Origin of the sequence: Rossellomorea sp. KS-H15a, assembly GCF_024195245.1 — a bacterium.
GTDB lineage: Bacteria > Bacillota > Bacilli > Bacillales > Bacillaceae_B > Rossellomorea > Rossellomorea vietnamensis.
The window spans coordinates 3,702,017-3,720,157 of sequence record NZ_CP096886.1 but is presented as its reverse complement, the minus strand read 5'-3'; the positions used below and the strand labels follow the sequence as shown (position 1 = coordinate 3,720,157).

Below are 18,141 nucleotides of genomic sequence, written 5' to 3'. Positions count from 1 at the left end.
ATGCCAACTTTTTTCTTTTTATTGGAACTGTCTGGCCCCCTGACATGTCTAATAAATGAAAGAAAGGAGGGCAATATGAATAAATACAAGTTGGTAGAAAAAGCAAAAAAGGGAGATAAAAAAGCATTTGCTCAACTCATTGAGGAAGAAAAGGTGAAGATTTACAGGACTGCTTTCCTTTACACAAAAAATAAGGATGATTCACTGGATATTGTTCAGGATTCGATATATAAAGCACTCGTATCCATAAAGAATCTTAAGGAGCCGAATTATTTTTCCAGCTGGTTAATGAGGATAGTGATCAATTCCTCATTGGACTTTATAAAAAAGAAGAAAAAAGTCATCCCACTTGACTTAGAAATCCTAGATGATATTCGACTTAGAGAATTTAAAAGTGATTACAAATTAGACCTATTTGATGCTATCGATGGTCTGAAGGATCGGTACAGAACCATCATTATTCTTAAATATTATCAAGACAAAACACTGAAACAAATAGCGGAAATATTGGATCTTCCTGAAGGTACAGTAAAATCGAACCTTCATCGTGCTCTCCAGAAACTACGAAGCTTGATAGGGGAGGATTGTGTAAATGAATAAAGTTATTAGCAAATTCAAAGATGATGTTGAGAATGTAGAGGTACCGATCGATGAGTTAGATGCTGTAATTGAAAAGGGGATATTTGGAAGTGTCAGGAAGGATAGAAGAAGTGAAAAAATTCTATATTCTGTTGCAACCGCAATTCTTTTCCTTGTTATCTTATTGGGAAGTGGGTACGTTTCCCCAACAATGGCAGATGTATTAAGTAAGATTCCATTCATCAATTCTGTATTGCCATTTACAGATGCTGGATTAGAAACTGCAGATGAGAAAGGTTTAGTGAAATCCATTGGTCAAACAGTTGATCAAAATGGAATTTCAATGACTGTCACAGACGTTTATTATGATCATTCAAGATTAGAAATAGGATACTCAATCCCTTTTAAAGAAAAGGATCCTGAAACGATGAAACAATATAAGACCTTAGGCATTGCAAAGGCAGATATTAAAGTTGATTCACAGGAAGTTGGATATTCCATTCTTTCTACTTTAGAAAATGACTATATTACTGGAACCATTACCATTGAAGACAATGATTTGCCGAAGTCAAAAGATAAAGTTAATTTTTTTATAGATGTAACGGAAGTGTTAAATAAAAAAGGTCACTGGAAGTTTCAATTAACTGCAAGTAAAGCAGAACAAAACACTGTCATTCATCTTGAGAAAACTGTTACTACCAAAGACTATACTTTTACAATTGAATCTATCAAATTAACTCCAAGCAGTACAAAAATGGACTATACATTTTCGGTTCCTTCAAATAATGATGACTTTAATGAACAAGCACTCGAATTCAATATAATAACAGATACTGGAGAAGCAGTTGACATGATAAAAAAAGATATGATTTTTATCGAGAATATTGATAATAGAAAGCAATTCAAAAGTAAAGTTCTGTTTGAGCCGATACAGGATGTAGGGTCTTTAACCATAACCCCTATAATAAAAAATCCTGAAGGTGAAGATGAAATTCTAGAAGACCTTGAGCTTGAAATGCGAATTCATGAATAAGTGAAGAACAGGTTGATTTCGATTAATTCCTAAATTTCAATAATCCTCAAACCAGATTATAAATCCTTAAGTCGGACCCTATTTTCTCAAGGCGGATCATATATCAAAAAAGTGGATTATATGGGTTGGAAATCGGATCATTATTGCAGCTACGGTTTTCGGAAGTCATTATGAAACGATAATACAGGCCACATTTAAGCTTAAAAGGCAGCTACCCTTTTATGAAAACACTCAAATAGAATTGGAGGTAACCCCAAATGACCAATATCATCATCCTAAACGGCGGATCAAGCTCCGGTAAAACAACCCTGGCAAGATACCTACAGAATTCATTAACCGAGCCATGGCTGAGATTCGGCATAGATGACCTGATCAAGTCTATGCCTGAAGCCATGCTCAAGAAAGACTCCGGGCTTACCTTTAATGGAGACGGATCGGTCCACCCTGGTACAGAATTTCAAAAACTGGAAACAGCTTGGATGCACGGTATCGGAGAGATGGCACGAAGAGGTGCCCGGATCATCATCGATGATGTCTTCTTAAGCGGAGTGAAGGGACGTGAAAAATGGGAGACTGCCTTGGACGGACTCCAGGTACTATGGGTCGGTGTCTTCTGTGATCCGGACGTCGCTGCTGCACGTGAGAAAGAACGCGGGGACCGGATTGAAGGAATGGCTGTATCACAGGCTACTATCGTGCACAAAGATATGAATTATGATGTAAAGGTGGATACGTCCAAGTCATCGGCTGAGGGATGCATTCGATTGATTAAACAAAAAGTGTAAGCTTATTAAAGGTGGTTTATTGTGTTATCAAAAAAGAAAATGTTCATTCCAGGAATCGTTATATTCATCATGTTATTTGCCCTATTGGATTATTCCTCTCCAACGAGTGAAGAAATGGAGGAATGGATGTTGGATGAGAATGACATTGTTTGTACAAATGATGGAGGAGTTAACTACTGTGAAAAGGACAATCAAGCCGTCTGGGGACGATCCGGCCATTTTAGAAACGTTGGATTTTTTTCTTCCTACGAGAGGACTTATGACTATGAGACGGGAGAAGAACTGACATTCAGAACCTTTGGCTTTCTAGGTAAGATCATCCCAATGGAAGATGGCCGTGTTTGGGAGGTAGTGAATTAATTCATATCAAAAGCAACAACCGTCGATAATGGATATTTATGTTAAAATATATAATATCTTAATTTTTTTCCTGGAGGAAGATTCATGAATCGTGCAACAAAAGGTATCGTATTTGTATTAGCAGGAATTTTAGTCTTAGTATTATCATTTATTCTCCCGCTCCCAACCCCGTTGTGGGCTGTCATCCTTAGTGCGAGTATTATTCTAAACTGTGCAGGGACTGCGTTTCTTATAAGATTTATTCAGGAATCTGATCAGAAGAAGAAAGAGTTGGAATAAGTAAAAGGATATAATCAGAGCTTCACACCTTTGTTAGGAGTGGAGCTCTTTCGCTTGTTTTTTTAGAAAAAAATGGATCTACCACCGAACCCTTTTAACAGTTTATTAGTAATAGAGTTGAATGCTAAGCAGGATTAAGGGGGAGAAGAGAGTGGGAAATCATAAAATACTAATTATAATGGGACTTCTAGTACTAATATGCAGCGGTTGTGTCGCATCCAAAAAAGAAGTGAAAATGGCAGGAAACGTTAAGACTATCGGCAACAAGGTTTCAGTTAACGGTACCAGTTCATTAGAGGCGGGTTCGCATATCAGGGTTGAATTAAAAGATATTGAGAGTAATAGGGTGCTGGAGGATGACATTGTAGAAGTGGCCAAGGACAAAACATATAGTGCAAATTTTTCGAGAGATGAAAAAGGTGAGAATCAAAAATTAGTGGTTTCGTTTAACCCCGAAGAACAACCTGACGATATTAAGAAGATATACGGTAGTAATGGTGAGAATATTAGGGCAGAATCACCAGGCTTGGTAAAGGATCGTAAAGACGGAAATGAATATACACGAATACAGTTATTTGATTTTATTTATGCGGTGGAAAAAGGGAGTGCGGGTCAAAGGACCATTTTATTGGATTACTTTAATAACCCTGAAGAAACAAGTAGTGGAGGGGAGTGAATTTTTCTCAATGTTTATTGAAGAGTCGAGGGCAGAACAGATTTTCAGGGAAAATAGAGACTATGTTTACAGAACAGCTTTGCTATTAACAAAATCACGCAGTTTAGCAGATGATATAACACAGGAGACGTTTATCCGCCTTTTGAGTAAGTACGATATGTACGATAACACGAGGCCAATTAAACCTTGGATTTACACCATAACAATGAATGTTGCCAAAACTGTCATGAAGAAACAGAAGCTAATGAAATGTTTTACGCTCTTTTCTGATGAAGTGGCCAAGGACCAAATTAATTCTATAGAAGAGAGTTTCTTGAAGTCAGGTGGTATGCATGAGTTGTGGATGGCCGTCAATTCTCTTACGTGGAAAAGCAAGGAGCTCATTGTTCTACATTTTTACTCGGAATTCACATTGAGAGAGTGTTCAGAAATTCTGGGAATACCCTTAGGCACGGCGAAATCCAGGTTGAATACAGCACTGAAGCAATTGAGGCGTCTCGAATTGCAGGGGGAATTTGATCTTACCAAGGCGGGGTTATATGAAGAAAGATAGATTAAAGAAGTTATTTGATCATGTTGATGAAAATGAAAAGTCGACAGTTGAATTCCAAACTGTTTGGAGGAAAGCGCATAGAAGGGACTGGAAACGACGACTCTTCCAATCGGCGGGCCCTAATCTAGCCGTGCTTATGACCCTTCTTATCCTTACTCCTCTTGCAGGTTACTATCTTATCAACCCAGAGCATACTTCCGATTCAGCTCAGTCTTCATCCAATCAAAATGAGAACGTTTACGACCTGTCTGGAAAAGTATACAATTTCCCTAACCAAATCGTTATAAAAGGAGAGACCGGTTTACCGGAAGGCGCAATACTCACAATTGAACACCTTGAAAGGGATGGCCAAACGCTAATTAGAAAAGAAGAAGTGTCAACCACTTCAGAGGGCTATTTTCAATATACAACTGACCGACTTGAAAAAGATAAAGAATATATCGTTAAGGTGCTCCTTTATCCACATTTACAGAATGAATCTATTAAAAATCAGATTGGTGAAAGAGGAGAAAACCTCAAGAAAAGAAAGAATGTATTTTGGTATCAACGGGGTAAAGGTGAATATTCCGGCATGAAGATGGTCGGACTTGTGAATAAAATTGAGGATACGACACAATATGTTTCATCGGAATTTTTGAGGAGTGAAAAAGAGTTTAAAGATATTAACCAAAATCTGCGGTAATGTTCTGTAACTTAAAAAGTAGTAATGTATAATAAACAAAAAAATAGCTTACCAACAACACTGGTAAGCCGCTACAAATAAGGAATTTTTCGATTTACAATAAGGGGTCCTGCCTTAAACCACTATCTTCAAGATGAAGAATAATTTCAGTATACTATTATTTTCAGGTTAGTAAAGGTGATATGCCTAGATGAATATTTTTTCTTCATGTGTTGATCAGAATAAGTTATTCTAAGATTGGAAATTTTAGTGAATCAGTGGAGGTAGGAAATGATTATTAAGAAACTAAACGAGACTGAAGAACTTCCCATGAAATTGCTTCTCCTGGCAGATCCTTCAGAGACCATTGTGAAGGAATATACCACCAGGGGAGAATGCTTTGTAGCGGAGCTCGAAAAGAAAATTGTTGGCGTGTACGTATTAGTGCCCACAAGACCGGAAACCATCGAGCTAGTGAATGTGGCGGTTGCAGAAGAGATGCATGGGATGGGAATCGGTAAACAGCTAGTGATGGATGCCATAAAGGTGGCTGGGGAGAAAGGGTACAAGACTATTGAAGTTGGGACCGGGAATTCAGGGGTTGGTCAATTGGCCCTTTATCAAAAATGTGGTTTCAGGATTGTTGGAGTGGATTTGGACTTCTTCGTCAGACATTATCCTGAAGAGATTTACGAAAATGGAATTCAGTGCAGGGATATGATCCGTTTGTCGCAGGATTTATAAGAAGAGACCCCTTCAGAGTTGGAAAGGGTCACTTTCAATTTATTTAAGGGGTTAGTAAAATCTTCCCTGTGCTTTTCCTGCTTTCTAAATACTCATGAGCTTTTGCACCCTCGCTTAAAGGAAAGACCGTTGGTTCAGAGATCTTTAGCTTACCTGCCTGAATCCATCCGAACAATTCGTGGGAACGGTTTACCCGTTCTTCGTGAGACGTCAATACATTCCATAAATCCCCGCCGGTCAAGGTTTTCGAGGTGTCCATCAGCATCCGGGGATCAACTGAAACAGGATCGCCTCCTGCCATACCGAAGAAGACGACCGTCCCTCCGATGCGCGTTGATTCGAAACTGTCCATCAGAGTCGAACCGACTGATTCATATACCACGTCCACGCCGTTACCATCTGTCACATCCTGGACTTGTTGTTTCCAGTCTTCACTGTATAAAATCATGTGATCGGCCCCAACCGCAAGCGCCGCCTGCCTTTTTTCTTCCGTAGACGTTAATCCTATGACTGTGCCACCTAATATCTTAATGATTTGAACGAGGAGTTGTCCTACTCCGCCGGCTGCAGCATGGACTAAAACGGTATCCCCACTCTTGATACTATAGCTGTCTTTCGTTAAGTAATGAGCTGTAAGTCCTTGTAACAAAAGGGATGCAGCCGTTTCATACGATATGTCATCCGGCAATGGGATGGCTTTATCCTTTGGCACGCCCACAAGTTCCGCATTCGCATAAGGTACATCGGCAAAAGCGATGCGGTCCCCAACAGCCATTCCTTGCACGTTGGCTCCAATCTCTTTGACGACGCCTGCTCCTTCATATCCACAAATGTACGGTGGATCTCCTGCTAAGTGATAATTCCCTTTTCTTCTATATACATCGGCGAAATTCAGACCGATTGCCTTCATTTCCACTAACATTTCATCCGGTCCTATTTGGGGAGAATCAATCTCCTGATAGTGGAGGACATCCGGTCCGCCAAACTTTTCAAATACAAGTGCTTTCATTATGTACTCTCCTCTTTAACATCATTCTCTTTTAGTGTAACCAGTTGTTTGATTTTTGACTAGGGAAGAGCTTATCTGACACAAAGTCCAAGACTAATGGTTTGTAATGTATAATACTGGAATAGAGCGTTGGTTTAATGATCTACAGCAATTCATAGTTCTCTATTATTTTTACTTTTATAAAAAAATGAAAGCCAAATCGTCTTTTCAGTTGTCTAATGGATGAAAGAAGATAATAAGGGGTGAAGGACATCGATCGATTAGTTAAGAAAGCTCAAAAAGGCGATGATAAGGCGTTTTTAAAACTTTTTAAACAATATGAAGAGGATATTTACAGAATGGCCTATGTGTATGTGAAAAATGAAAGTGATGCGTTAGATGTCGTACAAGAGGTCGCATACCGTGCTTTTAAGAATATTGAAACGTTAAAGAATCCTGCGTATTTTAAAACCTGGTTAATCAAAATTGCGATTACTACTTCATTAAATATATTGAAAAAAAATAAAAAAGTAGTTCAACTTAAACCGGAATATGAGGAAATGATCGGATTGGAAGACCAGGATACGCTCCTTAGCATCACGCTTCATGAACTATTGGAAAAATTAAGTGAAGAAGAAAAAAGCGTCGTTACCTTGAGATTCTATGAAGGATATTCCTTCAAAGAAATTGCAGAGATAGTAGAAATACCTTTAGGCACTGCAAAAACGATCTTGTACCGTGCGTTAGGGAAACTTCGAAAGCACATGAGGGAGGCTGATACGTGTGAGTAATATCAAGCAGGAGATAAACAAAATTGTCATTCCACCAACACTGCACGAACGATCAAAAATGGGAGTGAGAAAAGCACGCCTCGAAAAAGGTGGAAGAGTTAACAGGTTTATTAAGAAAAACATGGTATCAGCTATACTTGCGGCTTCTTTAATTCTTCCAACAGGAGCTATCGCTTATCAAACCTTTCTTGCTGATGAGTTCTATGGCTCATTTGAAAATGTGCAGGCTCACCTATCCAGTGCGACAATGGAAGGGTACCTGCTTCTGGATGCAAAATTGACTCAAGCCCAAGGGGATATGGAAAAAGAAGAGTTCAAGCGTTTTAAAGAATTATTAAAAACCGTAACAAACGCAAAGGTAGAATATGGAGATAAATATGGAAACATTGATTATTCAGAAGTTCCTGCTAAACAGCTGGCTAAACTGAAAAATACTTTATATGAGATACAGCCTTTCTTTGATCGGCTTAATGGACAAAAATCAAGCAAAGAGATATTGTCATCAGGTGACTATGAAGAATATATCGAAGCAATCATGATATATGAGCAAACGATGGCCAAAAGTGGAATGAAAGAATCCGATGAAATCGATAAACTTTCAGATGATCAAAGAGAAATTTTTTTAGAAGCTCAACATGTACTTAGAAAAGTAAATGAAAAACAATTAAATCAGTAATGTATCTAAATCCAATGAAGCATACTGCTTAAATGATGGCGACAGATTTATAAGCGGAAAAACTCCGGCTAATTTTCGTGAAATAGCTATATTTTCCGGTTTAGACGGAATTTTTCCGCTTATTTTCATACGCCACAGAAGCGATCGGTTCCCCTTATTCAACATAAGGGTTCACTTTAGAAATTGATAAAAAAGGCTCGAAGCATAAGGCTTCGAGCTTTTTTACGTGTTCATTTCACTGCTAAATATTCTACTGATTCTACTGAAATTCACTGTGCAAAAAGCACTGATAATTCAATTTTTCCACTTTAACACCAAACCCGTTATCAATAGAGTGAGCGTTTTTTGCATTGACTAGGGTACTTCCAGGTGCCTATGCCACTTCAAAGTGCGTTCTTCCCAAAAGGTTAGCCAGCCCTCATAATTCAATTTAGCTTTTCAAACAGTACCTGCCTATTTTCATCGAAGAGGTTTGAAAGGTATATAGGCACTTAAGAGTCCCTAGGTTACAAAAAAGTGCCTACATGACTTTAAAGTGCGTACTTCGCATAAATAGTTGTACCCATTATCATGTGTGTACAGAGAAACGAAAGGCGCCTTCGTTTCTCATTTCATTTAAATTTTAAGGAGGAAGTTACGTTATGAGTTCAACTTCAGCTACTATACATCAATCAAAAACGAAAGGCGGCACGCCGGCGTTACTTGCCCTTGCCATCAGTGCCTTTGGAATCGGGACGACAGAGTTTGTTCCCGTTGGATTATTATCATCGATTGCCGATGATTTATCAATATCCATCACACTCGCAGGTTTATTGATTTCAGGTTATGCCATAGGAGTCGCCATCGGGGCACCGGTATTGACGGCATTGACCAGTAAGATGAGCCGGAAATCACTTCTCATGTCCTTGATGCTCTTATTCATTGTAGGAAATTCGGTTGCAGCCATGTCCACAAGCTTTGGACTATTGCTTGTAGCACGTTTTATCACAGCCTTTTCACACGGGATTTTCTTCTCGATCGGATCGACGATTGCGGCCGATCTAGTGCCTGCCCATAAGCGGGCCAGTGCGATTGCCTTTATGTTCACAGGATTGACGGTGGCGACCGTTACAGGAGTACCACTTGGAACATTCATCGGGCAGGCATTTGGATGGAGAGCCACATTCTGGGGAGTTGCACTTCTCGGTATTGTCGGGATCATTGCCAGTTCGATCCTTGTACCGAAAAATTTGAAAGAAGCACCACCAGCCAAGTTCAGTGAACAATTGAAGATTCTAACAAACGGTCGATTGTTATTAGCCTTTGCCATTACAGCCCTTGGGTATGGCGGAACGTTCGTCGCGTTCACTTATTTAACACCTTTACTGCAAGACGTAACAGGATTCAGCGCGAAATGGGTGAGTATCATCCTTCTTGTATACGGAATTGCCGTTGCGATCGGAAATGTCGTTGGAGGGAAAGCATCTGACAAGAGCCCGTTAAAAGCATTATTCTGGATGTTTGTTATGCAAGCCATCATTCTAGTAGCTCTTACATTCGCAGCACCATTTAAAGTGGCGGGTCTCATCGCCATCTTCCTAATGGGATTATTCGCATTCATGAACGTGCCGGGGCTGCAGATCCTTGTGGTGAACCTGGCTGAAAAATATGTCCCTTCAGCGGTCAATGTGGCATCTGCACTGAACATCGCCGCATTCAACGTCGGGATTGCCATCGGTTCCTTCGTCGGTGGACTTATCGTGGATGGAATAGGCTTGATTCATACGCCTTGGATTGGTGCCATCATGGTGGCAGGAGCGGTTCTGTTAACAGCGTGGCTCCGCGGTATCGAACGAAAGTCAGCCTAGAATGGTTGAAATATGGAAGGAACGAGTGGCTCAACGGCAGAAACGCTTTGCAATTGAAAAGGGAATTGTCATAACCATCATGACTGGGGCGGCACTTTTCGCCGCCTCCCGTCAGATGAAGAAAGGGAGAGGGAAAGATGAATCCATTTGCACATCACAAAGCTTATAACCGCATGTACAAAGAGGGAGAATTGACGCTGGGCCTTCACATCCCCCTTGAAAATTATCAGTTCGACACCCCGACGATGGAGAAGCAGGTGGAACTTGCCCAATTGTCAGTGAAACTTGGTTTCACGAGCCTGTGGTTAAGGGATGTTCTCCTCGAGGATCCGAACTTCGGAGATCCTGCCGTCGGCCAGATCTATGATATGATGATTTACTTGACCTACCTTGCCGGACAGACCAAGGATATTGCCCTTGGAACGGCTGCTGCGGTACTGCCGATTCGTCATCCGCTTCGGGTGGCAAAGGAAATCGCCACGATTGATCAATTGTTCCCGGGCAGGGTCCTGCTTGGGGTATCATCCGGCGACCGCCGGGTAGACTTTGCCGCGCTCGGTGCATCCCATCCGGACCGTGGTCAGAAGTTTGTAGAAGCATATCACTATCTGCAGGAAGCCCTGTACAAGGAGTTCCCTCATATAGAGTCGTCGAGAGGAAATATTCGTGGGGCTAACCTTGTGCCAAAACCGACCACGCGCATACCTACCTTTATTACGGGATATGCCCAACAGGACATGCAGTGGTTTGCTGAACATGGGGATGGTTGGATGTACTATCCACGCAGTCCACATGATCAGGAAGTGACGATCCAGCGCTGGAGAAGCCTGGTAGCAGAGTACCATCCCGGCGTCTTCAAGCCATTCAGCCAGCCTATGCATCTGGATCTTGCAGAGGATCCGAATGAAATCCCAAGACCGATCCGCCTTGGATTTAGAATCGGCCGGAACTATCTGATTGAATTACTGAATATCTACAAACAGGCCGGAGTCAATCATCTCTTTTTTGCCCTGTTTGACAGTCAGCGACCTGCTGATGAAGTCATTCAGGAGCTGGGGGAGGAAGTGGTTCCATATTTTCCTGCGGTTCAGGAATGAGTGAACTACTTGAAGCCACAAGTCATTGAATTCTGTGACTTGTGGCTTCAAGTAGTTCATATGTAAAGTGAGCTTTCTTCTGAATTCATCTGGTATTATGGGAAATTCCCCAGTAGTATTAAAAACATAGTATTTATAATGGGGGCGGGTACATGAACATTGAACAAACACTATTCAACGATGCAGTGGCTTTAATTGAAAAAAGATATCCAACAGGCTGGGGTGGTGCTGCGGCCATGTATACAAAAAGCGGGGAAATCCTGACCAGCGTTTCCCCGGAAATCATCAATGCGTCCACAGAGCTATGTATTGAAACGGGAGCCATATTGGAGGCGCACAAATTGGATACGGAAGTGACTCATTCGATTTGTGTCGTGCGTGATGATGAAAACTCAGACTACAAAGTACTCACTCCTTGTGGAATTTGCCAGGAACGACTCTTCTATTGGGGACCACAAGTTCAAGTGGGTATTTACCATCCAAAAGGCGATCTTCAATTTAAGACATTAAATGAAGTCCAGCCCTTTCATTGGTATGAAGCCTATAGAAAGTAAATTTAAAGGAACATTTCAAAAATACGAAATGTTCCTTTTTTAAAATGCTATAATAGGATTGGATAAAAAAGGGAGATGTCATCGTGGAATTCATATCATTACCGGTTATCTCGATTGCACTATTCATTTTAATCATACATAGCATTGAAACACTCGCTTATGCGGTCAGGTTATCCGGTGCAAGGGTGAAGTTGATTGCTTCAGGCCTTTCTCTGTTTAATATGATGGTCATTGTGTCACGGATGTCAAATATGATGCAGCAGCCTTTTACAGGGGGACTCACTGATGCTGCACCTGAGGGCCGAAAACTAGAAGTGGTGGAAGAGCAGTTCAGGGTGCTGATCGGTGCCTCGACTTTAGGTACTCTCCTTGGAATCGTGTTATTGCCTACGTTTGTTGCATTGTTTTCAAGGGGGATTATCCACCTTTCCGAGCAGGGAGGCTCTGTGCCAAGGTTAATCAAGCTTGGGTTTAAGAATGATCTATATAAAAGAGGAATGAACCATTTTGCTAAACCAGGTAGAAGGTATTTGACGGGAATCAATTTCAGGGCCATTCCAAAAAGGTTGTTTTTTATCAATATGTTGATTACAGCGGTTTACACGATTGGCGTTCTTTCAGCGCTTTATGCTGCGCTCATCGTACCAGATCGAGCAGGCAGTGCGACCATGGCTTCAGGCTTGATCAATGGTATCGCAACGATTTTATTGACTCTGTTTATTGACCCCAAGATTTCCGTTCTGGCTGATGATGTGGCCAATGGGAAGGGGAATTATCATGAGTTGAAGGGTCTCTCCATCATGATGGTCATCTCGAGACTGTTCGGGACACTGCTCGCTCAACTGATCTTTATCCCGGGTTCATACTATATTGCTTGGATGACTCAGTTTTTTGTTATGAAGTAAGTATGGAGGAGGGATTCTATGCAACATCTAAAATGGTTATGGATACTTGCCATCATCTTGGCTATTCTCACAGCATGCAATGAATCCAATCAGACCGCAGAACCTACTAAAGAAAACGATTCTGAACTGAATGCGGATGTAGTGAACATGCATGGTGGGATTTCAGGATTGGATAACATGAAGAACTATTTTCAAAAGGTAAAGAAGCAGAAAAAAGGAGATTTGAGAGTCGTATCCTACACAATCGAGGGAGATCCCATACTCACGGATTTAGCTTACGATGGGAAACAAATCGATGTAACATTCGATTACACTAGAGACCAATATGGCGATGGCGAGGTGGAGTCCTTTCAATGCGGAAAGCTGAAACGGGAAGAGAATCCTACCAATCTGTCTTATTATCTGACAGGTTGTGAGGGTGTAACGGGTGAAACCTGGGGGGTTCTCGAGACTTCTTATGACGTCAAGCGCCAGGATGTTTTTGAAGTGGAGTTAAGGTACGGTCCCAAAGAAGGAGAAAAACAAACGATTCAACTGGATGATGAGGATAAGCAGGAGGTCTATAAGCAGTTGGTGTTGGCGAATTATCTAGACTCCAAGCCTACGAGTGATGAATGCCCTAAAGGAAAACAGGCGGACAACTATCTGATGAAAGTGAAGATAAATGGAGGTGGCCGAACGCTTAACTGGAATGCCTGCGGTTCTCATGAAAGCTCTAAATCCTTCACTGATATTGCTGAGTACATTATTTATGCATCCCAACATCCCACAAAATCCAGTGAAAATGTCGTCTACGGTTACATCTTGGAGGTGAAGGAAAATCAGATTCTGATTGGAGAAGATTTGACGGCTCCAGATTTAGTGTCCCTGGAAAAAGTAAAAGGGGAAGATTTAGCGAATTTAAACGGTACCTTTTTATATGTAGAAACGGAAGACGCCCAAGAATTTTCAAAGGGAGACAAAATTGTCTTGAAAGTCGATGAGGTGTTAGAGGAAGGTTCTCCTGGAAGGGTCAGGGCAAGTGATATTCAGACGATAACGGAATAGATATGATAATGATTGAACTTTCAATGAAACTTGAGAAGGAGTGTATTTGATGGTACATATCGTTACGAAAGGGGACTTGCGTGGGACGGCTTCTGGTGTTTTATTCATGGCGTTTTTCGGTACCTTATGGTCGTATACAGGCGTCATGGGTCTGCAAGGTTGGGGAAGCCCGTGGTGGTTAACCGCTGCTTTAGCAATCGGAATGGTGTTAGTCATCGGTGGCTTCTCATTGATTTCGGCATCGAAGGGGTTCCCCCAAGGGACCTCCATCAACAGCGGGAATAATGGAAAGAAAATAAGGATGTGGTTTAACATTATTTTCGCCGGGGAGGGGATAGCGATCGGGATTGCCATTGCAGTGTGCAATGCTGTTGGACACACAGAAAATATCCCAATCGTCATTGCCATCATCGTCGGACTTCATTTTCTGCCGTTGGCCCGACTATTCCGGGTTAGGATTTATTATTACACCGGTCTTTTACTATGTGTGGTTCCTATTGTCACCTGGCTTTTCGTACCTGAGACAATGTCATTGAGTGGTCATCAGCTCAATGCCTACATGTCTGTTGTCGGCTTGGGATCTGCGTTGATTCTGTGGGTGACGAGCTTTGCCATTTGGATGATAGGGAGAAGATTGATGGGGCTTGCCTCTGATCAGTTGTCCAACCAATGATTTAACACACTAAAGTCAAACATCCCTGCTTGCAGAAAAGCCGATCTGCATGCGGGGGTGTTTATTTTTTAAGGTTGAAGATTCGGAATATTTATGAAATAATTACCAATACTAGTATAAGAAAGGAAAGAGTCTATGATTCTCATACGCTTTCAAAATCCATTCGATCATTAGAACTCATTCATTGTGTGGAAACCGCCTTAAGGTTAGCGAATGACTTCGTGTTATTTGCTGATGATTAAAGGAGGATTTTCATATATGAATAAACAATTAATGATTCTGTTAACAGGCAGGATCATCACCAATTTTGCTGACAGCTTTTACATGATTGCGACGATCTGGTACGTGAAAACGACGACGCCTTCGCCTTTGTTAATCGGCTTGACAAGTGCAGTGGCCATTCTGCCCGTCACCATTCAATTTCTATACGGTCCCATCATTGACCGATTTTCAAAGAAGAAGATTCTTTATGTCGCCATGCTCGGGCAGGGGGTGCTGGTCAGCGCCATTTCTGTCTTGTATTATACGAATCTCTTATGGATGCCACTGTTATTCACATTGATGTTTGTGGCCCTTTCGTTATCGGAATGCACGTACCCGACTGAAAGTGCCCTCATTGAGAGCCTGACTCCCCGTGAACAGCTTACAAAAGTAAACTCGATTTTCGCCTTTTCTTATCAAACCCTCGATATCATATGTGATGCTGTATGGGGGATCTTGATCACATTTGTTGGGTTGGGTTTGATTTATGTGACGAATAGCGTTTTATTGATCGGGACAGGAATGCTGTTTTTATTCTATTTAAGCGTCCCGAGGTCGAAAAAGGAAACGGAAGTACGAACCGTTCACTTTATCAGGCAGTACAAGGAAGATTTCAAAGAGGGATTTCTGGTGGTGAGAAAACGTCAGACGCTTCTAACCATGGTATTCGGCATCATCGTCATGAATGTGATGGCGACGATGGGGATGGCTATGCTTCCGGTCATTTCGGATTCTTCTGCGGAATACGGATTCTGGTTGACGTCCATGTCATTAGGCACTCTGACAGGGACCGCCTTATCCAGTAAGGTAGAGAAAATAGCGCTAAATCGTATTCTACCGCTACTGTCGCTTTGGTCCGGCTTGTGTTGGATGCTGGCGTTTACCCTGAAGGACTTGTCGATCATGCCTTATCTATTGTTTTCTTTATCATGGATGGGGATCGGCATCATCGGGATTTATGTGCAAACGTTGATTCAGGTCAATCTTCCAAAAGGATATATAGGAATCGGTTTTGCTTTCATTTCGTCGCTGCTCGGGTCACTGAGTCCTTTAGGATACCTGCTCGGCGGTGTGATTGGAGAGTTCACTTCTGGAAGATTCCTATTAGTATTATCAGGCGTCGGTTACCTGGCATTTGCTATGTACTTCTGGGTGAATCCCAGGTTGAAGAATTTGAACGAACCTTTAACCGTCCGGTTTGAAGAATCGTGAATCATCAGGTTTCCCATTTCGGGAAGCCTTTTTTCAAAGTGAAAAAGGGGTGAAAGGATACCGAATTCGAGGCTGGTCATCTTCGAGAGGAATAATCATTACCCATTCCTTGAGGAAGCAGACCGGTTTAGGGATGAGTATGAATTGTTTTTAAATGAAAAGAAGTAGGGGGAGCAAATATGGTTTCAGCTTATGAAAAAAGAATAAGAGAGGTGTACCCGGAGTTAACGATCACCAACAGCAAAATGAATGAAATAGGTCAGAATAACGATGTTCTTATCGTTAACGGCTCTCTCGTTTTCAGATTCCCGAAGTATAGGGAAGGAATCAGGAAATTGAAGAAAGAAACGAGTGTGTTGGAAGGGATAAAGGGAAACATTCCATTAGCGGTCCCTTATCCTATTTATCAATCCTTGGAACCAGAGGAAGTGGGTATGGTATTTACAGGATATAGGCTGGTTGAAGGGAGTCCACTGTGGCCAGGCGTGCTTATAGAAAATGAAGAACATCATGAACAAATCGCTTCCCGATTGGTGGATTTTTTGACTGCTCTTCACTCACAATCTATTGATTCTATGAACATCGAGAAAAAGAGTATAGGGGATATACGAAGTTCGATTGAAGACCTATACGATCGGTTCAAGGAGAAACTTTTTCCCCATATGAATGAACGAGCAAAGGTGGAAGTCAGCCACCATTTCGATTCGTTTTTATCAAAGAATGAACTTCCAGGTTTCCAACCGGCCCTCACTCACGGTGACTTTGGGGCATCCAATATCCTGTGGGATCCGGAACGTCATGAAGTCTCCGGAATCATCGACTTTGGTGAAGCCGAAGTGGGTGACCCTGCCTATGACTTTGCAGGACTATTATCCAGTTACGGCGAACACTTCGTCAGGAGATGTCTAGAGAAATATCCGAACGGGGATCGAATTCTCGACAGAATGAATTTTTACCGAGGTACATTTGCGTTGCAGGAAGCACTTCACGGAATTGAGAATGATGATCCGGTAGCATTTGAGAATGGGATGAAGGGGTATAGATGATACCTGGTTGAAAATGGGGGACGATTATGGAAGAAATCAAAACAAAATCCATGCACCCGGATATTAGAAAATTATTATGCTTTGCAACTTCTGTAGAAAAAGTGGAAGAGGAATATGATCTGTACATCCATTCCACCGAACGGAAATTATATGGGTTTACGTCTGGAGATGAGCTGGTTGGATGTATAGGAGTTGAATTCCTGAATGAGGGAGAGTGTGAAATAAAGCATATAGCCGTGATGCCGAAACACCAGGGCAAGGGGATAGGCTATAAGATGATCGATCATATCGTCCATTGCACTAGGATTACTGCTGAAACGGATCAGGATGCAGTGTTGTTTTATAAGATACTTGGGTTTGATATTACGAGTTTGGGTGAGAAATATCCTGGGGTGGAGCGGTTTAGGTGTGTGCTGGACAGGCTTAGATCAAATTGTTAATAAAAAGAGTGACCACAATAAATATTTAAGATAATCCTATAAAATGAATGAGGGTGATTGTATATGAATGAAGTCAAGATATCCATAGACCACCATACCTTTACAATATATGAAATAGGAGACAAACACCTCCCCACTCTTGTTTGTCTCCACGGAATGACAGGTGACTCCAAAAGCTTTATTGAGCTCACAGGATATCTCCTCAACGATTTTCATCTCATTCTATTGGACCTCCCGGGACACGGAGAAACCGAGCCTTTGGGAAGCGAGGAAGACTACCTTTTTTCATCACTTGCGAATCGGATCATGGGCGTCATTATGAGAATGACGTCTGGACCCGTATATGTTTTGGGACATTCCTGGGGAGCAGATCTGTCCCTGCATATCGCCAAACAATACCCGCATCAAATAAAGGGACTTATTTTAATAGACGGAGGGTATGTGTTCCCTGAAATGGTTGAGGGATACAAGAAGGAAAAAGCTCTTTCGGATTGGGCGGAATACATCGATTCCAGCCGGTATCAGTCCTGGACTGATGTAGTGAACATATATCAGGAGTACACGACAAGACCTTGGGACCCTCAGCTTGACGGAATTATTTCTTCAAACTTTGGCATTGTGGATGGCCAATACCAGCTGAGAGCGGATCGGGACAGCCTTTTGGCAACAATCAAAGCTTTTTATTATGAACCGTGCTCCACAGCTTATCAAGAGATTGAGTGCTCTGTGTTATTCTTTCATGCTACGATTCCCTTCTCAGACCCTTCAAGGCAGAAAGCCATCGAGAAACTGCTGCGTTCGGTCAGGAGGGTGAAGATTGTCGGAATCGAGAATACGAAACATAATGTGCACTGGGATTGTCCGGAACGAGTGGCGGGAGAAATTCGTGAGTGGATGAATAACTCCCCTATAAAAGTTCGAACCACAACTTAAA

The 18,141-nt window shown here is 41.7% G+C and carries 23 protein-coding genes; 22 read left to right on the top strand and 1 reads right to left on the bottom strand.

Features of this window, described 5'->3' with window-relative positions; all coding sequences use genetic code 11:
* The first annotated feature begins 75 nt into the window (after nucleotides 1–75).
* From M1J35_RS19030 to M1J35_RS18990, 9 genes are all read left to right on the top strand, one after another.
* Complete coding sequence (locus tag M1J35_RS19030) at nucleotides 76–600, top strand: sigma-70 family RNA polymerase sigma factor (protein WP_254651950.1); 525 nt, start codon at nucleotides 76–78, stop codon at nucleotides 598–600.
* Entirely contained in the window at nucleotides 593–1,612 is a 1,020-nt protein-coding gene (locus M1J35_RS19025) for a DUF4179 domain-containing protein (RefSeq protein ID WP_254651949.1), read from the top strand. The genes M1J35_RS19030 and M1J35_RS19025 overlap by 8 nt, the downstream gene beginning before the upstream one ends.
* A 257-nt stretch (nucleotides 1,613–1,869) precedes the next feature.
* Nucleotides 1,870–2,397: a chloramphenicol phosphotransferase CPT family protein gene (locus M1J35_RS19020; protein WP_229593850.1), complete on the top strand. Its 528-nt coding sequence runs from the start codon at nucleotides 1,870–1,872 to the stop codon at nucleotides 2,395–2,397.
* A 21-nt stretch (nucleotides 2,398–2,418) separates the two neighbouring features.
* Nucleotides 2,419–2,757 carry a hypothetical protein gene (locus tag M1J35_RS19015; protein ID WP_254651948.1) on the top strand — a complete coding sequence of 113 codons (339 nt, stop codon included), beginning with the start codon at nucleotides 2,419–2,421 and terminating at the stop codon, nucleotides 2,755–2,757.
* 84 nt (nucleotides 2,758–2,841) lie between these two features.
* Complete coding sequence (locus tag M1J35_RS19010; RefSeq protein WP_254651947.1) at nucleotides 2,842–3,036, top strand: hypothetical protein; 195 nt, start codon at nucleotides 2,842–2,844, stop codon at nucleotides 3,034–3,036.
* A 151-nt stretch (nucleotides 3,037–3,187) separates the two neighbouring features.
* Nucleotides 3,188–3,712 (top strand): hypothetical protein, encoded by a 525-nt coding sequence (locus M1J35_RS19005; RefSeq protein WP_254651946.1) that lies wholly within the window; start codon nucleotides 3,188–3,190, stop codon nucleotides 3,710–3,712.
* 10 nt (nucleotides 3,713–3,722) lie between these two features.
* A complete protein-coding gene (locus M1J35_RS19000; RefSeq protein WP_254651945.1) occupies nucleotides 3,723–4,265 on the top strand; it encodes an RNA polymerase sigma factor in 543 nt (180 codons plus the stop codon).
* Complete coding sequence (locus tag M1J35_RS18995; RefSeq protein ID WP_254651944.1) at nucleotides 4,252–4,947, top strand: hypothetical protein; 696 nt, start codon at nucleotides 4,252–4,254, stop codon at nucleotides 4,945–4,947. The genes M1J35_RS19000 and M1J35_RS18995 overlap by 14 nt, the downstream gene beginning before the upstream one ends.
* Nucleotides 4,948–5,217: 270 nt before the next feature.
* Entirely contained in the window at nucleotides 5,218–5,670 is a 453-nt protein-coding gene (locus M1J35_RS18990) for a GNAT family N-acetyltransferase (protein WP_254651943.1), read from the top strand.
* Nucleotides 5,671–5,713: 43 nt separating this feature from the next.
* Here M1J35_RS18990 and M1J35_RS18985 read toward each other — a convergent pair whose 3' ends face one another.
* Nucleotides 5,714–6,679, bottom strand: a complete 966-nt coding sequence (locus tag M1J35_RS18985) for a quinone oxidoreductase family protein (RefSeq protein ID WP_254651942.1) — start codon at nucleotides 6,677–6,679, stop codon at nucleotides 5,714–5,716.
* 242 nt (nucleotides 6,680–6,921) lie between these two features.
* Between M1J35_RS18985 and M1J35_RS18980 the strand changes: the two genes are divergently transcribed.
* The 13 genes from M1J35_RS18980 to M1J35_RS18920 all read left to right on the top strand — a co-directional run bounded on the left by M1J35_RS18980 (nucleotide 6,922) and on the right by M1J35_RS18920 (nucleotide 18,140).
* Entirely contained in the window at nucleotides 6,922–7,449 is a 528-nt protein-coding gene (locus M1J35_RS18980; protein WP_254651941.1) for a sigma-70 family RNA polymerase sigma factor, read from the top strand.
* Entirely contained in the window at nucleotides 7,442–8,125 is a 684-nt protein-coding gene (locus M1J35_RS18975) for a DUF3600 domain-containing protein (RefSeq protein WP_254651940.1), read from the top strand. The genes M1J35_RS18980 and M1J35_RS18975 overlap by 8 nt, the downstream gene beginning before the upstream one ends.
* A 641-nt stretch (nucleotides 8,126–8,766) precedes the next feature.
* Nucleotides 8,767–9,972 carry an MFS transporter gene (locus M1J35_RS18970; protein WP_254651939.1) on the top strand — a complete coding sequence of 402 codons (1,206 nt, stop codon included), beginning with the start codon at nucleotides 8,767–8,769 and terminating at the stop codon, nucleotides 9,970–9,972.
* A gap of 1 nt (nucleotide 9,973) precedes the next feature.
* The gene (locus tag M1J35_RS18965) at nucleotides 9,974–10,141 is read left to right on the top strand and encodes a hypothetical protein (protein ID WP_172655766.1); all 168 of its coding nucleotides are present in this window, start codon (nucleotides 9,974–9,976) and stop codon (nucleotides 10,139–10,141) included.
* The gene (locus M1J35_RS18960) at nucleotides 10,110–11,069 is read left to right on the top strand and encodes an LLM class oxidoreductase (RefSeq protein WP_254651938.1); all 960 of its coding nucleotides are present in this window, start codon (nucleotides 10,110–10,112) and stop codon (nucleotides 11,067–11,069) included. The genes M1J35_RS18965 and M1J35_RS18960 overlap by 32 nt, the downstream gene beginning before the upstream one ends.
* Nucleotides 11,070–11,221: 152 nt before the next feature.
* Nucleotides 11,222–11,623, top strand: a complete 402-nt coding sequence (locus tag M1J35_RS18955) for a cytidine deaminase (RefSeq protein ID WP_159362374.1) — start codon at nucleotides 11,222–11,224, stop codon at nucleotides 11,621–11,623.
* Nucleotides 11,624–11,706: 83 nt separating this feature from the next.
* Nucleotides 11,707–12,528, top strand: coding sequence for a lipid II flippase Amj family protein (locus tag M1J35_RS18950; protein ID WP_224519349.1), 822 nt, complete (start codon nucleotides 11,707–11,709; stop codon nucleotides 12,526–12,528).
* An 18-nt stretch (nucleotides 12,529–12,546) separates the two neighbouring features.
* Nucleotides 12,547–13,575 carry a DUF4362 domain-containing protein gene (locus M1J35_RS18945; protein ID WP_254651937.1) on the top strand — a complete coding sequence of 343 codons (1,029 nt, stop codon included), beginning with the start codon at nucleotides 12,547–12,549 and terminating at the stop codon, nucleotides 13,573–13,575.
* A 49-nt stretch (nucleotides 13,576–13,624) separates the two neighbouring features.
* Nucleotides 13,625–14,248, top strand: coding sequence for a hypothetical protein (locus M1J35_RS18940; protein WP_254651936.1), 624 nt, complete (start codon nucleotides 13,625–13,627; stop codon nucleotides 14,246–14,248).
* Nucleotides 14,249–14,506: 258 nt separating this feature from the next.
* Nucleotides 14,507–15,721, top strand: coding sequence for an MFS transporter (locus M1J35_RS18935; RefSeq protein ID WP_254651935.1), 1,215 nt, complete (start codon nucleotides 14,507–14,509; stop codon nucleotides 15,719–15,721).
* A gap of 179 nt (nucleotides 15,722–15,900) precedes the next feature.
* Nucleotides 15,901–16,767 carry a phosphotransferase family protein gene (locus tag M1J35_RS18930; protein ID WP_254651934.1) on the top strand — a complete coding sequence of 289 codons (867 nt, stop codon included), beginning with the start codon at nucleotides 15,901–15,903 and terminating at the stop codon, nucleotides 16,765–16,767.
* Between the two features lie 26 nt (nucleotides 16,768–16,793).
* Entirely contained in the window at nucleotides 16,794–17,207 is a 414-nt protein-coding gene (locus tag M1J35_RS18925; protein WP_254651933.1) for a GNAT family N-acetyltransferase, read from the top strand.
* A 63-nt stretch (nucleotides 17,208–17,270) separates the two neighbouring features.
* Entirely contained in the window at nucleotides 17,271–18,140 is an 870-nt protein-coding gene (locus tag M1J35_RS18920; protein ID WP_254651932.1) for an alpha/beta fold hydrolase, read from the top strand.
* Nucleotide 18,141: the final 1 nt, after the last annotated feature.

Excerpts from the sequence above, each read along its gene's own strand:
- M1J35_RS18940 (WP_254651936.1), top strand. The coding sequence starts at position 13,625 with ATGGTACATATCGTTACGAAAGGGGACTTGCGTGGGACGGCTTCTGGT.
- M1J35_RS19025 (WP_254651949.1), top strand. The coding sequence starts at position 593 with ATGAATAAAGTTATTAGCAAATTCAAAGATGATGTTGAGAATGTAGAG.
- M1J35_RS18965 (WP_172655766.1), top strand. The coding sequence starts at position 9,974 with ATGGTTGAAATATGGAAGGAACGAGTGGCTCAACGGCAGAAACGCTTT.
- M1J35_RS18925 (WP_254651933.1), top strand. The coding sequence starts at position 16,794 with ATGGAAGAAATCAAAACAAAATCCATGCACCCGGATATTAGAAAATTA.
- M1J35_RS18955 (WP_159362374.1), top strand. The coding sequence starts at position 11,222 with ATGAACATTGAACAAACACTATTCAACGATGCAGTGGCTTTAATTGAA.
- M1J35_RS18985 (WP_254651942.1), bottom strand. The coding sequence starts at position 6,679 with ATGAAAGCACTTGTATTTGAAAAGTTTGGCGGACCGGATGTCCTCCAC.
- M1J35_RS19030 (WP_254651950.1), top strand. The coding sequence starts at position 76 with ATGAATAAATACAAGTTGGTAGAAAAAGCAAAAAAGGGAGATAAAAAA.
- M1J35_RS18990 (WP_254651943.1), top strand. The coding sequence starts at position 5,218 with ATGATTATTAAGAAACTAAACGAGACTGAAGAACTTCCCATGAAATTG.
- M1J35_RS18995 (WP_254651944.1), top strand. The coding sequence starts at position 4,252 with ATGAAGAAAGATAGATTAAAGAAGTTATTTGATCATGTTGATGAAAAT.
- M1J35_RS18970 (WP_254651939.1), top strand. The coding sequence starts at position 8,767 with ATGAGTTCAACTTCAGCTACTATACATCAATCAAAAACGAAAGGCGGC.
- M1J35_RS18945 (WP_254651937.1), top strand. The coding sequence starts at position 12,547 with ATGCAACATCTAAAATGGTTATGGATACTTGCCATCATCTTGGCTATT.
- M1J35_RS19020 (WP_229593850.1), top strand. The coding sequence starts at position 1,870 with ATGACCAATATCATCATCCTAAACGGCGGATCAAGCTCCGGTAAAACA.
- M1J35_RS18920 (WP_254651932.1), top strand. The coding sequence starts at position 17,271 with ATGAATGAAGTCAAGATATCCATAGACCACCATACCTTTACAATATAT.
- M1J35_RS18960 (WP_254651938.1), top strand. The coding sequence starts at position 10,110 with ATGAATCCATTTGCACATCACAAAGCTTATAACCGCATGTACAAAGAG.
- M1J35_RS18930 (WP_254651934.1), top strand. The coding sequence starts at position 15,901 with ATGGTTTCAGCTTATGAAAAAAGAATAAGAGAGGTGTACCCGGAGTTA.
- M1J35_RS19010 (WP_254651947.1), top strand. The coding sequence starts at position 2,842 with ATGAATCGTGCAACAAAAGGTATCGTATTTGTATTAGCAGGAATTTTA.
- M1J35_RS19000 (WP_254651945.1), top strand. The coding sequence starts at position 3,723 with ATGTTTATTGAAGAGTCGAGGGCAGAACAGATTTTCAGGGAAAATAGA.
- M1J35_RS18935 (WP_254651935.1), top strand. The coding sequence starts at position 14,507 with ATGAATAAACAATTAATGATTCTGTTAACAGGCAGGATCATCACCAAT.